The sequence below is a fragment of the Jiangella muralis genome (assembly GCF_001270745.1).
Classification (GTDB): domain Bacteria; phylum Actinomycetota; class Actinomycetes; order Jiangellales; family Jiangellaceae; genus Jiangella; species Jiangella muralis.
The window spans coordinates 206,828-219,831 of record NZ_KQ434754.1 but is presented as its reverse complement, the minus strand read 5'-3'; the positions used below and the strand labels follow the sequence as shown (position 1 = coordinate 219,831).

At 71.1% G+C, this 13,004-nt stretch carries 18 protein-coding genes; 15 read left to right on the top strand and 3 right to left on the bottom strand.

Features of this window, described 5'->3' with window-relative positions; all coding sequences use genetic code 11:
* Positions 1–33 precede the first annotated feature (33 nt).
* From ACW62_RS09195 to ACW62_RS09130, 15 genes are read left to right on the top strand one after another with little or no spacing between them, the layout of a single operon-like run.
* On the top strand, positions 34–1,263 hold the full coding sequence (locus ACW62_RS09195) for a phage portal protein (RefSeq protein ID WP_083459538.1): 1,230 nt from the start codon (positions 34–36) through the stop codon (positions 1,261–1,263).
* The gene (locus ACW62_RS09190; protein ID WP_053203799.1) at positions 1,260–1,472 is read left to right on the top strand and encodes a hypothetical protein; all 213 of its coding nucleotides are present in this window, start codon (positions 1,260–1,262) and stop codon (positions 1,470–1,472) included. The genes ACW62_RS09195 and ACW62_RS09190 overlap by 4 nt, the downstream gene beginning before the upstream one ends.
* Complete coding sequence (locus ACW62_RS33065) at positions 1,469–3,433, top strand: phage major capsid protein (protein ID WP_083459536.1); 1,965 nt, start codon at positions 1,469–1,471, stop codon at positions 3,431–3,433. The genes ACW62_RS09190 and ACW62_RS33065 overlap by 4 nt, the downstream gene beginning before the upstream one ends.
* 14 nt (positions 3,434–3,447) lie before the next feature.
* On the top strand, positions 3,448–3,741 hold the full coding sequence (locus ACW62_RS35155; protein ID WP_053203798.1) for a hypothetical protein: 294 nt from the start codon (positions 3,448–3,450) through the stop codon (positions 3,739–3,741).
* Positions 3,742–3,760: 19 nt separating this feature from the next.
* The gene (locus ACW62_RS09175; protein ID WP_053203797.1) at positions 3,761–4,678 is read left to right on the top strand and encodes a head-tail connector protein; all 918 of its coding nucleotides are present in this window, start codon (positions 3,761–3,763) and stop codon (positions 4,676–4,678) included.
* Positions 4,675–5,082 carry a hypothetical protein gene (locus tag ACW62_RS09170; RefSeq protein WP_053203796.1) on the top strand — a complete coding sequence of 136 codons (408 nt, stop codon included), beginning with the start codon at positions 4,675–4,677 and terminating at the stop codon, positions 5,080–5,082. The genes ACW62_RS09175 and ACW62_RS09170 overlap by 4 nt, the downstream gene beginning before the upstream one ends.
* Positions 5,082–5,675, top strand: a complete 594-nt coding sequence (locus tag ACW62_RS09165) for a hypothetical protein (protein WP_053203795.1) — start codon at positions 5,082–5,084, stop codon at positions 5,673–5,675. The genes ACW62_RS09170 and ACW62_RS09165 overlap by 1 nt, the downstream gene beginning before the upstream one ends.
* 2 nt (positions 5,676–5,677) lie before the next feature.
* Positions 5,678–6,181, top strand: a complete 504-nt coding sequence (locus ACW62_RS09160) for a hypothetical protein (protein WP_053203794.1) — start codon at positions 5,678–5,680, stop codon at positions 6,179–6,181.
* A 1-nt stretch (position 6,182) separates the two neighbouring features.
* Positions 6,183–7,871 (top strand): hypothetical protein, encoded by a 1,689-nt coding sequence (locus ACW62_RS09155; protein ID WP_053203793.1) that lies wholly within the window; start codon positions 6,183–6,185, stop codon positions 7,869–7,871.
* On the top strand, positions 7,868–8,224 hold the full coding sequence (locus ACW62_RS09150; protein WP_053203792.1) for a hypothetical protein: 357 nt from the start codon (positions 7,868–7,870) through the stop codon (positions 8,222–8,224). Before ACW62_RS09155 ends, ACW62_RS09150 begins: the two co-directional genes overlap by 4 nt.
* Entirely contained in the window at positions 8,221–10,404 is a 2,184-nt protein-coding gene (locus tag ACW62_RS09145) for a hypothetical protein (RefSeq protein ID WP_053203791.1), read from the top strand. The genes ACW62_RS09150 and ACW62_RS09145 overlap by 4 nt, the downstream gene beginning before the upstream one ends.
* Before the next feature lie 3 nt (positions 10,405–10,407).
* Positions 10,408–10,980, top strand: coding sequence for a hypothetical protein (locus tag ACW62_RS09140; protein ID WP_053203790.1), 573 nt, complete (start codon positions 10,408–10,410; stop codon positions 10,978–10,980).
* Between the two features lies 1 nt (position 10,981).
* Positions 10,982–11,512 carry a hypothetical protein gene (locus ACW62_RS09135; RefSeq protein ID WP_053203789.1) on the top strand — a complete coding sequence of 177 codons (531 nt, stop codon included), beginning with the start codon at positions 10,982–10,984 and terminating at the stop codon, positions 11,510–11,512.
* Positions 11,509–11,676: a hypothetical protein gene (locus ACW62_RS33910; RefSeq protein WP_157574565.1), complete on the top strand. Its 168-nt coding sequence runs from the start codon at positions 11,509–11,511 to the stop codon at positions 11,674–11,676. The genes ACW62_RS09135 and ACW62_RS33910 overlap by 4 nt, the downstream gene beginning before the upstream one ends.
* Positions 11,673–11,867: a hypothetical protein gene (locus ACW62_RS09130; RefSeq protein ID WP_053203788.1), complete on the top strand. Its 195-nt coding sequence runs from the start codon at positions 11,673–11,675 to the stop codon at positions 11,865–11,867. The genes ACW62_RS33910 and ACW62_RS09130 overlap by 4 nt, the downstream gene beginning before the upstream one ends.
* A gap of 158 nt (positions 11,868–12,025) precedes the next feature.
* Here the strand turns inward: ACW62_RS09130 and ACW62_RS09125 are convergent, their stop codons facing one another.
* From ACW62_RS09125 to ACW62_RS33905, 3 genes are all read right to left on the bottom strand, one after another.
* Positions 12,026–12,232 carry a hypothetical protein gene (locus tag ACW62_RS09125; RefSeq protein ID WP_157574563.1) on the bottom strand — a complete coding sequence of 69 codons (207 nt, stop codon included), beginning with the start codon at positions 12,230–12,232 and terminating at the stop codon, positions 12,026–12,028.
* 302 nt (positions 12,233–12,534) lie between these two features.
* Positions 12,535–12,792 (bottom strand): hypothetical protein, encoded by a 258-nt coding sequence (locus ACW62_RS09120; protein ID WP_053203786.1) that lies wholly within the window; start codon positions 12,790–12,792, stop codon positions 12,535–12,537.
* Positions 12,789–12,980, bottom strand: coding sequence for a hypothetical protein (locus ACW62_RS33905; protein ID WP_157574561.1), 192 nt, complete (start codon positions 12,978–12,980; stop codon positions 12,789–12,791). The genes ACW62_RS09120 and ACW62_RS33905 overlap by 4 nt, the downstream gene beginning before the upstream one ends.
* Positions 12,981–13,004 lie beyond the last annotated feature (24 nt).

Below are 13,004 nucleotides of genomic sequence, written 5' to 3'. Positions count from 1 at the left end.
TGACGTCGAGAATCCCCGCATACGGTGTGCCCCGTGAGGTGGCCCTGGCAGCGCATGCGGCGCAGCGAGCCGACCGCGGAACTGATCTCGATCAGTGACCCGGCGCTCGCCGGCTACTTCAACGTCACCCCCAACTTCTCCGGCGTGGTGGTCGGCGAGGCGTCGGCGCTGGCGGTGTCCGCCTTCTACCGCGGCGTGATGCTCATCGCCACCACCTTCGCCGGTCTCCCGTTGAAGACGTACCGCGACACCACCGACGGGCAGCGGCAGCGGATGACGTCGTGGCTGGACGACCCGGGCGGCGTGCCAGGCCAGACGCCGTTCGAGTGGAAAGAGACCTCGATCCTGCACCTGCTGCTGCACGGCGACTGCTTCCTCAAGCACGTCTACACCCAGGGCGGCGCGCTGATCGGCTCGGTGCCGATCCACCCGCAGGCCGTGACCGTGGAGTGGGAGAAGGACCAGGCTGGCCGCTTCACCGGGCGCAAGCTGTACCGGTTCACATCCGACGACGGCCGACCGCGGGTGCTGACCGAGGCCGACCTGACCCAGGTCATGGGGCCGTCGCTGGACGGGCTGCGCGGCCTGTCGCTGCTGGGCGTAGCCCGCAACTCCCTCGGTACCACGATCGCTGGTGACCGGGCCGCGGCCCGCATGTTCCGCGACGGCCCGCTCATCTCCGGTCTGGTGACGCCCGAGGACGAGCTGGAGCCGGACGAGTTCGAGACCGTCCAGGACGGCCTGAACCGTTCGGTCGGCGGGCTGGAGAACGCGGGCAAGATCGCGCTCGTCAGCAAGAAGCTGAACTTCACCCCGTGGACCATGTCCGCCGAGGACGCCCAGTTCCTCCAGTCGCGGCAGTTCCAGATCCAGGAGATCGCCCGCTGGACCGGCGTCCCGGCCTCACTGCTGATGGACCCCGGTGCGGTGTCCACCTGGGGCACCGGCGTGGAGATCCAGAACCGCGGCCTGGCCCGCTTCACCCTGTCCGGCTGGACGGGCCGGTTCGAGCAGCGGCTGTCTCGCACGCTGTCCGACCCGATGTTCTGCGAGTTCGAGTACGCCGGGCTGGAGCGGCCCACGCCGGAGCAGGAGATCGACCTGCTGATCAAGCAGGTACAGGGCGGCATCCTCACCGCCAACGAGGCGAGGCGCGTCCGCAACCTCCCGCCCATCGAGGGCGGCGACCAGCTGCGCACCGGTGGCCCCGCCCCGGCTACGGCGCCACCGGCCATCCAGCCCGCACAGGAGGTCCCGGCGTGAGCCAGACCATCGAGATCGAGAGCATCGCCCGACTGGACATCAAGCCAGGCGAGATCCTGATCGCCACGCTCCCGGAAGGGCTCGACGACCAACAGGTGGACGCCTTCGGCCGGGCGCTCCGCGCAGCCCTTCCCGAGCAGGTGCGCTGCCTGGTCGTTACCGGCGGCGTCGCCTTCCACGTCGCCGCATCAGAGGAGGTGCCGGCATGACGCCGGAAGAGCTGCTGAAGCTGGCCAACCGTGGCCGCAAGCTGGTGCGCCGGCCCGAGGCCAAGGGCGGCGACTGGTTCCGCATCACCAACGCCGACGACGACGAGCGGGCCGAACTGTTCATCTACGGCGCCATCGGCGACTACTGGGGCGACGACGACGTCACCGCCGCAGCGTTCGCCCGGGCACTGCGGACCATCACCGCGCCGAACCTCGACCTGCACATCAACTCGCCGGGCGGGCTGGTGTGGGACGGCATCGCCATCCATGCCGCGCTGCTGAACCACGCCGCCACCGTGGACGTGTACATCGACGGGATCGCCGCCAGCGCGGCCAGCTTCGTGGCCATGGCCGGCGACACCATCGTCATCGAGAAGCCAGCGAAGCTCATGATCCACGACGCGTCGATGTTCGTGGCCGGCAACGCCGACGACATGCGCGAGGCGGCCCAGCTGCTCGACGACCTGTCGGACACGATCGCCACCGTCTACGCCGACCGGGCCGGCGGCGACGTCGAGACCTGGCGCGAGGCCATGAAGGTCGAGACCTGGTACTCCTCCGCCGAGGCGGTCGCTGCCGGGCTCGCCGACCGGATCGCCAACGACACCGCGGCTGCCGTGACGCCGGCCGCTCCTGCGGCTGCCACGCCGCCGCTGGCGGTCCCTGTGGCCGCCACCACCAAGACCCCTGCACCGGCACCGAGCCGGGGCAGCCAGAGCGCCACGACGGCGCACTCCCAGGGAGGACAGGGTATGGACATCGCGGAGATCATGGCTGCCCTCAAGGCCATCATCGACGGTGCCGCCGGTCGCACGCTGACCGACGAGGAAGTCAAGCGTTACGAGGCGCTCGAGGTCGAGCTCGCGAGCAAGCGCACCGAGCAGATCCGCGCCCGCCAGGTCGCCTACGAGACGCCTGCCCGCGACAGCATCACCGCGGCCGTGGCGGCCACGGTGGACGTGGCGCCGGCCAAGGTGGACGACGCCCAGGAGAAGGCGTTCGAGAACTACCTGCGCACCGGCCACCCGAACGCGGACATCGCCGACCTGAGGGTCACCAACGCGCAGGGCACCTCACCGGACAGCGAGGGCGGGTACACCGTCCCGGCCGGGTTCCGGCAGAAGCTGGTCGAGGTGCAGAAGGCGTTCGGCGGGCTCGCCCCAGAGGTCGATTCGTTCAGCACCGAGACCGGCAACTCGATCGAGTACCCGACCCTGGACGACACCGCCAGCGAAGGTGCCATCACCGCCGAGCACGCCGCCGCCTCCGGCGGCACCGACCTGGTCTTCGGCACCGTCAACCTGGGGGCGTACAAGTACACCAGCGCCGGCGCGGGCAACCTCCCGTTGCGGCTGTCGGTGGAGCTGCTGCAGGACTCGGCGGTCGACGTGTCTGGGCTGGTGTCCCGGGCGCTCGGCACCAGGATCGCCCGCAAGCAGGCTCGCGACTGGGTGACCGGCACGGGCACCACGCTGCCGTTCGGGATCGCCCGCGCCGGCCTCACCGCCGACGTCACGCTCGCGGCCGGCAACGCCCTCACGTACGCGAAGCTGCTCGAGGTGGAGACCGCGCTGGACCCGGCCTACGAGCAGAACGCGAAGTGGGCCATGAACAAGGCCACGTTCCAGGCCGTCCGGGCGATCGTGGGCTCCGACGGCCGGCCGCTGATCCAGGAGTCCGCCGAGGCCGGCATCGGCGGCCGCCCGGCGCGCACCCTGCTCGGCTACCCCGTCGTGATCGACCAGGCGTTCCCCAACCACAACACCCTGTCGGCGAAGTTCGCCGTGCTCGGTGACCTGCGCGAGGCGTACGTCATCCGCCGGGTGTCCAACCTCGTGGTCGTGGTCAACCCGTGGACGCGAGCCCACAACGGCGAGATCGAGTTCACCGCCTGGGAGCGCGCCGACGGCAACGTGCAGAACCGCAAGGCGTACAGCCTCGCGGCCGCGAACGCGGCCTGATCGGGGGACGTGACATGGCCGCAGAGCGTCGCACCATCGCCGAGCTCGCCGCGCACGAGCGGGAGCTGATGGCCGAGCTGGCGAAGGTCCGGGTGGAGATCTCCGAACGGGCCGGCCAGGTCGACCCCGAGCCGGAGCCCGACCCCGAGCCGGAGCCCGAGCCGGAGCCCGAGCCGGAGCCCGAGCCGGAGCCCGAGCCGGAGCCCGAGCCGGAGCCCGAGCCGGAGCCCGAGCCGGAGCCCGACCCGGAGCCCGACCCGGTGCCGGCACCGAAGAAGTCCGCCGCCCGGTCCGCATCGAAGAACTGACCCTGGAGGGAGGTGACCCGTGACGGTCTTCTGCAGCGACGACTTCAGCCGGCCGGACGGGCCCTCCCTCGGGAACACCTACACCGGGCAGCCATGGGTCGCGACAGGCTGGGGCACCGTGGCCGGCCGCGGACGCAAAGGCGGCAGCGAGGTCAACGCCGTCGTCGCGTCGACCGGAGCCACCGGCGTGTACGCCGCAACGACTCAGACCATCCCGGCGGCGTCGGGTGACCAGCTGTGCGGGCCGCTGGCGCTGCACACCGACGCCCTCAACTTCGTGCTGTGGGAACGGGTCCTGACCGCGACCGAGGACGCGGTCAAGCTGTACGTGCGCACGGCCGGGACCTTCGTCGAGCGGGCCGTCTACGGCGGCCCGCCCGGCTCCACCGGCATCGACCCCGACGCGGTGCTCGAGCTGGCCGTCGCCGTGGACGGCGCGGTCCTGTCGTGCTCGGTCAACGGGACCGTGCGGGCGACCTACACCCTGAACGTGAGCGAGGCCGCGGCGCTGACCGGTAACGGCGCGGGCATGCGCGACGAGGGCTCGCCCGGCTACTGGGTGGACTTCGTGGTGGCGACCGTCGCCACCGGCCCGACGACGGAATGGGCAGACAAGGACGACGCGAGGCTGATCTGGCCCGACGCCGTCGACATGGACGACGCCCTGCTCGACCACCTGCTCGCCGTCTCGCAAGAGCTGTGCGCGGCGTACGCACCGGCACTCGCCGACGGGGCACCGGTGCCGGCCCGGTACAAGCAGGCCGTCGTGCAGCAGGCCCGGGAGACGTGGTCGAACGCTCAGCGTGACGGCGACGTCCTCGGATTCGACGGCGACTACGCGATCCGGGTCCGCCCGCTGGCGGACTCGGTGAAGCAGCTGCTGCGCCCGAACCGCGCCGTCCCGTCGTTCGGCGTAGCCGTCGAGGAGGAGTCGTGACCAGCGTTCAGAAGTGGGCCGCCGACGTCCTCGACGCGGCGCTGAACGAGGAGCCCGAGCATCCGAAGGACTACATCGTCCGCGGCTACGACTGGGCGCCCGACGCCGCAGAGACCGGCAAGACCTACGTCAGCGTCATCCGCACCCTCACCGAGCCCGCCCCGAACGCGCAGGGCGCCCGCCGCCACGAGCTGACCATCAGCGTGATGACCAGCATCACCGACCCGACCCGCGCCGACGAAGCCCTCGACGAAGCGTTCACCGCCGTCCTCGGCGTCATCGACACCGACCCGGACTTCGGCGGCCTCACCTGGACCAAGGCCGACCGCACCGTCAACGGCAACCAGCAGTACCCCGGCATGGCGATCACCGCCGAGTGCTACACCCCGAAGGAGACACCCTGATGACGACCATCCCCGTCGCGCCGTTCGTGCTCAAGGACGTGCTCCTGGGCATCGAGGTCGACAACTACGAGGCACACGTCAGCGCGGTGACGTTCACCCCGGCGAACAGCGCGCAGGAGTGGCGCGGCCTGACGCCGACGGCGGTGTTCACCGACCCCGGGTCGGAGACGTGGACCGGGACGTTGGAGATCGCGCAGGACTGGGAGACCCCCGACTCGCTGGCCCGCTACCTGTTCCAGAACGCCGGCTCCACGAAGGCTGTGACGTTCAAGCCGAAGTCCGGGTCCGGGCCGACGTTCGAGGTGCAGCTGACGCTCGTGTCCCCGGCCATCGGTGGCGCCGGCAACGCCTACGCCACCGCGTCGGTGGCGTGCGGCGTGCAGGGCCGCCCGACCCTGGTCGACCCGTCGCCGGCACCGACCGCCTGGGCGGCGACGACCGTGTACGCGGTGGGCGACCGGGTCAGCATCTCCAGCGGCACCGTGGTCCTGCGGGCGCTCACCGCCGGCACCTCCGGCGGCACCGTGCCCGTCGCGCCCGGCCGCAGCAACGTCGTCATCAACGGCACCGTCGCCTGGCTGCAGACCACCTGACCATGCTGCGCGTCGGAGACCACCGCGAGCTGCAGGCCGTCGTCCTCGCCATGAAGGCGATGGAGCGCGGCCTGGCTCGCGACCTCCGACGCGACACGGTCAAGGTGATGAACCCGGTGTGGAAGCAGCTGGTCGACCGGAACGCGACCAGCGCGATGGACACCCGGGTCATCGCCAAGGGCGCACGGATCAAGGGCGGCAACCCGCCGGTGATGATCGCCGCGTCGTCGCGGCGGGCACTGGCCGGCGGGCTGATCCCAGTGGCGGGCTGGTCAGGCTTCGAGTTCGGCTCCAATCGCAGCCGGAAGACCACCTACAACCGCCGGAACCGCAGATCGGGTGGAACCCACCAGGTCACCCGGAACACCACAGCACAGCTACCGGCGCGGGCGCCGAATGGGCGCGTGGCATACCCGGCCGCCGCCGAGATCGGGCCGCGGCTGGCGTCGCTGTGGGTGCAGACCGTGGTCCGGAGAGTGCACGAGGCAGCCGAAGGGAGGCAGTGAGATGGCTCGGCCGATCAGCATCCCGATCGTCTCCGACGTCTCCGCCTTCATCAAGGGCACCTCCGACGTGGAGCGTGCGCTCGACGACGTCGCCGACAGCCTCGACGACCTGTCGCGGGAGGCGCAGGGGGCCGGGGACGATGCCGGCCGCGCCCTGTCCGACGGCATCGAGGACGGCGCCCGCGACGCCGAGCGGGCACTCGACGACGTCGGCAAGTCCGACGGGCTGGAGCGTGTCGGCGAGGACGCGAAGGAGGCCGGGCGCGAGGCCGAGTCCGCGGCCGAGCGGATGGAGAGCAGCTTCCGCGAGGCGTTCGACTCGGTGAAGAAGGAGTCCCGCGACGCTGGCCGGCGCGTCGGCGACGACACCGCCGACGGGTTCGACAAGGCCAAGGAGGGCGCGTCGGAGTTCCGCGACGAGGCCAACTCCACCGCCCGCGAATCAGCCGCCAGCTTCGACGGCAGCGCCGCGTCGATCACCGACGCGTTCCAGGAGATCGCCGCCAACGCCTTCGCCGGCTTCGGCCCGGCCGGTGCCGCCGCCGGGCTGGGTATCGCGGCTGGCATCGGCCTAGCGACGTCGGCGTTCGACAAGGCCAAGGAGCGCGCGCAGCAGCTGCGCGACCGGGTCGGCGAGATCCGCGACGGCTTCCTCGCGGTGAAGGTCGACGGCGAGTCTGCGCTGAGCGTCGTCGCCGAGCGGATGCGGGAGATCGTCACAGAGACCGACCCCGCCGCGGTGAACCTCGACAAGCTCGCTGACGCCGCCAAGGGCCTGTCCGAGGTCGACTTCCGCGACTTCCTCGCCGGTGTTGCCGGTGACCCGGCGGCGCGGGAGCGGGCCATCGAGCTGGCCGAGCAGGAACTGCAGCTGGCCAAGGACCGCGACATCAGCGTGCTCGGCGTGCTGCGCGGCGAGGGCCGCGAGCGGGCCCGGCAGATCTCCATCGCCGAGGAACGCCTCGAGCTGCTGGGCGCGGAGCAGACGGCACAGGAGAAGGCCGCGACCGAGCGGCACGACCAGGCCGCGCAGGCGATCGCCGACGACGAGGAACGCGCCCGCAAGACCGAGGAGACCAACGCCCAGATCGAGGAGGCCCGCGGCGCCCACGACGAACGGCTCGCCGCCGCGCGTGAGGCGAACAAGCAGGCCGAGGAGGAGGCGCAGCAGGGCCGCGTCGATGCCGCGCTGGCCGCCGACCAGGCCATCGCCGACGACGTGACCCAGGTCACCAGCGCGTGGCAGGAGCACTTCACCAAGATCTCCGAGGACAACGAGATCACCATCGGTGAACTGAACGCCAGCCTTGACCAGATGATCGCCGACCAGACCACGAAGATCGAGAACTGGACCTGGGCGCAGGCCAACCTCACCCGCGAGCAGATGCTCGGCCTGGAGCAGTTCGGCGAGCAGAAGCACGAGGTGCTGGACACGCTGATCAACACGCCGCCGGAGGCGCGGCAGGAGGCGCTGAACAAGCTGCAGACCACCGGCTCGCGGATGGGGCAGGCCGAGGGTCAGGGCTTCATCGACGGCCTGGGCCGCACCCTGCCCGAGACCGTCAACGGGCCGAGCGTCCGCATCCCCGGTGTGGACGACGCGCAGGTTGAGCGGTGGATCTCCGGCATCGAGAAGCGAACGGTCTACCTGGACATTCAGGGCCGGGTCAACGGGAGGCAGCCGGTATGACGACGATCTCCGACGGCACCACCACCCTGACGCCGCTGCTGGTGCTCGGCTGGTCCCCGACCCGCGAGGCCCGCACCCGCGTGCACCAGCTGATCGGCCGGCCCGACCCGGACGTCACGCTGCGCCCGCACGCACTGCGTACGGGGACGCTGCGGATCCTGTGCGCCGACGAGGCCGCCGCGGCGGCTATGGAGCAGCTGCACGCCCGGGGGGTCGTGCTGACGCTGGCCGATGACGACCTGACAACGGTCGCTGGCGCCTACGTGGTGTCGGGCACGATCACGACCGAGCTGGACACGCAGACCCTCACCCGCTGGGTGGTCACGGCCGACTTCACGGAGGTGACCCCGTGACCGCCTCCACCCACATCAACCGGCTGCAGGTCGCCGGGTTCACCTTCGAGCCGGACACCATCTCGCTGGACCTCGACGAGGACCGTGTGCCGTACGCGCTCCTGCGCGCAACCCTCCCGATCGACAACCGCGACCGCGACGTCACCACGAACGGGCACGGACAGTTCGGCGCCCGGGACGTTTTCGCGCAGGACCCGGAGTCCTGGTGGTTCAACCCTCACGGCGTTCCAGGCCCGGCCGACACCGTGCTCGTCGACGGCCAGTGGGTGACGACCTGGACGGCGCCTTCGTCGGCTCTGCCGCACTCCCGCACCAGCTTCCAGTACGTGCCGGTGCAGGGGCTCTACTCCTACACCGCCGCCACCCGCGTGCTGGCTGACGTCGACCTGCTCACGGTCACCATGTACGTCGAGCTGGTCCGCGAGGGCGGCTGGTTCTCCGAGGTCGGGCGGGTCACCGTCAGCGACGTCCCGGCTGGGCAATGGCAGCACATCGAGGTCGAGTTCGCCGCGCCGGCGCGGCCGGAGTACATCCACGTGCACGTCGAGACGCGGGCCGCCGCCGGCTACGAGATCGGTGACCAGCTGCGCCAGGACGGCGTGCAGCTGTACCGGGCCTCGCCCGTCCTCACCCTCGACCCGCGCACCAGCCCGCCGCAGCGAGTCCACGTGGCCATGACGCAGGCGTTCGGGTACGGCCGCCCGCTGTCCGACCTGTCCACCGACTACGCCGGCCAGACGCTCGCCGACATGGCGATCGCGCCCACCGTCATCGGCCCGGACGACCCGTCTTTCGAGTACGGCGTCAGCGAGTGGTCGCCGAGCCCGAACGACACCGCCGCCTCGGCGCTTGCCCGCAGCGACGCGCAAGCCCACACCGGCACCTACGCGATGGAGATCACCGGCACCGGCACTGGCGTGCTGGCAGCCGCGTGGACCAGCGAGATGTTCCCGATCGACACGCTGGTGCGCTGGTACCGGGAGGCGTGGATCTACCCCACTACGGCTCTCACGCTGGCCAGCCTGCGCACCTACTTCTACGACGCCGATCAGGTCGAGTACGAGTGGGTCGGGACGGCGACCGCCAACCCCGCAGCCGGGCAGTGGCATCGCCTCCGCTCGGTGCTCAACGTCCCCAGCGCCAGCGAGGCCGAGAACTACCGGTTCGCCCGGCTGGAGATCCGTCTGTCCGGGACCAACCCGCACGCCTACGTCGACGACGCCATGTTCCGGTACGGCCGGCTCAACCTGGCCTCGTTCACCGCCGAGTACGGCGAGCCGTTCAACCCCGGCGGCTGGCAGCCGTCGACACGCGTCCGCGCCAACCTCCACCTGCGGGACCGGAACGTCGACCACGCCGCCGTCACCGTCGAGCTGGTCGCCGCATCGGCCGACGCGCTGCTGATGGACTACGCACTGACCGCCACCACGGCGATGACACCGTCCGGGTCGACCATCCGCGACTGCGTGAACATGGTCCTCGGCCACGTGCTCGGCGTCGCGCTGCCCGCCGGCTCCACGGGCGGCGAGCTCGTCGAGACCGACGCGCTGCCATGGCAGCCCGGCGAGGGCGCCTGGGACTACCTGTCCGGCATCATCGGCATCGCCAGCCTGCGGCTGTGGTGCGACGAGCGCGGCGCCTGGCACCTCGAGGACCCCGAGGTGCTGATCGTGCCCGGCCAGCTCGCCGCCTCACCGCTCACCGCAACCGACCTCACCGACGCCCTGTCCCGCGAGAGCGCCGGCTGGGGTGACAGCGCCGTCGTCACCTACGAGTGGGACGACGCCGGTACCGGGCAGCGCCGCACCCGCTACGACGCCGCCGGCGTCGCCGGCACCCGCACCATCACCCGCACCGTCGAGCGCCCATACCCCGGCGCCGGGCTGGCCCGCGGCATCCTGCGCCGCGCCCGGGCGCTCGGCCGCGTGCTCGGCCTGGGCGGCGTCTCGGACTACAGCGTGCGGCCATACCAGCCATTCCTGATGACGATGCCCGACGGCAGCCTCCAGGCCGGCGCCGTCGCAGCGGTGTCCTGGTCGCAGCCCGACGACGTCATGACCGTGCGCACGCGGGACCTGCTCGGCATCACCGTGAACAGCTACCTGTACACCCCGCCCGGGGTGAGCTACGACGACGTCCCGGCCGGGGTGTCGTACGACGAGTACGCCTGGGAGGGCTGACGAATGGCCAACGGCGACGACGCCGCCGCGGTCGGCTACGACACCGTCGCGGGCTCGGAGGACATCCGGCAGGCGTACGACGAGATCAACGTCAGCCGGGACTACCTCGCCCGGCACCGCACGTCTGGCACCCACCGCGCCGACCAGATCACCAGCGGCACGCTGCCCGTGAAGCGCGGCGGCACCGGGCGCGCCGACCTGTTCGACACCGAGCACGAGTCGGGGCCCCGGCCGAGCACCTTGCGCATCCTGGTCGTCGACAACGAGAACCGGGTGTTCGCGTCCATCGGCGACATCTGGCCGGAGTACATCGGCTACCGGGTGCACTTCACCACCCTGCTCGACGTCGACTTCGACGACGGCCAGGCCGTCGAGCCGCACGGCGCACCGTTCACGCCGACCGAGGTCATCGTTCAGGGGCTCCTCACCGCAGCCGGCGGCCTGGTCGTGTGCACGGCGCGGGCGGACAACGAGCCGGCGAACTCGGAGAACGTGTTCCTGCGTGCCCACAACGCGGCCGGCCCGTACAACAGCATCCTGTCCAAGATCGTCATCCTGTGCCTGAGGGAGGCCTGACGTGCCCGGCTCCCCCGACGCGAACGGCATCTACATCTACGACGAGACCGACCTCGCCTCGCCGTTCTCCGACCTGCTCAACCTGGGCCAGGAGGCGACCTCGGACGAGATCGCCAACGACCGTGCCCGCCTCACCGCACTCGAGGCGCAGGGCAACGCGTCGAGCTGGACGCCGACCTTCACCAACGCCACGGTGGGCAACGGCGCGGTGAACGCCTACTGGGCACGGCTCGGTGATCTGGTCGCCTGGCAGTGGAAGTGGGTGTTCGGGTCGACGTCGACCATCAGCGGCACCTTCACGTCCGACCTGCCTACTGAGGTCACGGGCGCGCAGTGGATGAACGTCGGCGCCGGATACGTCGGTCGCGGGACGAGTGTGACCGGTCGAACAACGCTCGTGTGTCGCATGTCGAGCAGCATCGCCTTCAACCTGTTCGGTGACGGCCTGAGCGTCAACGCCACGCCACCGATGGGCGCGCCGTGGACGGCCGGAGACGTCATCAGCGTGGGAGGGGTGTACTTCGCAGCATGACCGATGAGGAGACGACCGAGACGAGGATCGTCGGGCTCGGCAGCGCCGGCGGCGTGCCGATGTGCGTGCACGTCGACGGGTTCGAGCACGAGGCGGAGCGGGACAAGTTCGGCTTCGCGATGCTCGACCCGGAGTGCACCGCCGGCCCGGAGGCGACCCCGTGAGCGACGACGCGATCACCTCCGACCACGATCGCATCGTGGAGATCCACACGCTGCTGCGGGAGAATCTCGTCCCGAAGGTCGCCGACCACGAGTCCCGCATTCGTCGCCTGGAGAAGGCCGTGTGGCTGGCCGCCGGGCTCGCCGCGGCCGGCGGGTCCGCGATCGGGTCGCTCATCGGCGGCGGCGCCTGACCACCGACGGAGCCCCGCCACCACGAAGGGTGACGGGGCTCCGCTCGGCGCTGGCCGGGTCTCCGCAGGCTTGAGGACCCGCTCTCCGGCCATCCATTCCGTAGGTCCGCTGCTGGCACCATGCGCCATTGCTGCGGCGGTGAGGTTGACGCCGAGTCTCAGCAGCCAGGCTCGCCCGGGTAGCAGAGCGCGTCGTCGAGCTGCTCGACCTCCTGTTGCGTCTCGCGGTCTCCGCGGGCGTCGCGCTGCTCGAGGACGACGATCGGGACGACGACCAGAGCGACAGCTGCGAGGGCGAGCGCCAGCAGCAGGACGATCGGCGGGCGCTGCCCGGCCGTCGGTCGGCTCGGCGTGGGTTTCGTCATGATCGTCATCTAGCACACTCCCCGGACAGTTGATACGGCGGCGCGACGGTGAACGGTATCCCAAATTGGGATTATCTGGTAGCGTCCCGCCGCGAGAGGCCGGACGCGTGGAACGTTGCGCGGGGGCCTGGGATGGTGGATGGGGTACACAGAGCGAGCGGTCCGGCACCTCCACGGTGCCGGACCGTCGTGCGTTCGGTCAGTAGCGGATCGGTGCGTCGATCACCTGGCGGTCGACGAGCAGCACGGCGACGACGAACGCCAGCAGCACGGCGAGCACGACCAAGGCGAGGAACTTAGGGTCACGCAGCATGGCCGCCACCGCCCGTCTCGTCGGCGAGGCCACGCCGTGCGATCCCGGCGACCACGTCGGAGGCGGCTCGCAGGTCGCGGCCTGCGGCCGCGGTGGCGATCGGGTCCGTGGTGACGATCTCAGCGTCCGCGATCACGTCGAGCGCCGGCGCGACGGTGCGGGCGCCGTCCGGGCCGATGCGGGAGCCGTCGACGTCGACGGCCCATCTCGTGGTCCGCTGCGCCCACCAGAGGTGTCCGGCGCTCATCGTGCCGCCGCCGGCGTCTTGGCGAGCTGCTCGCGCAGCGCCGTCAGGCCGATGCGCTGGGCGTCGACGGTCTCGGCCGCCGCGGCGAGCGTGACCCGGGCGCCGTCGAGCTGGCCGCGCACGCGGTCGAGGTCGTCCAGCACGAGGTCGACCAGCTGGACCATCGGGTGGTGGGTAGGGTCTGGCATGGGTCTGTCCTCCTGTGTAGGCAG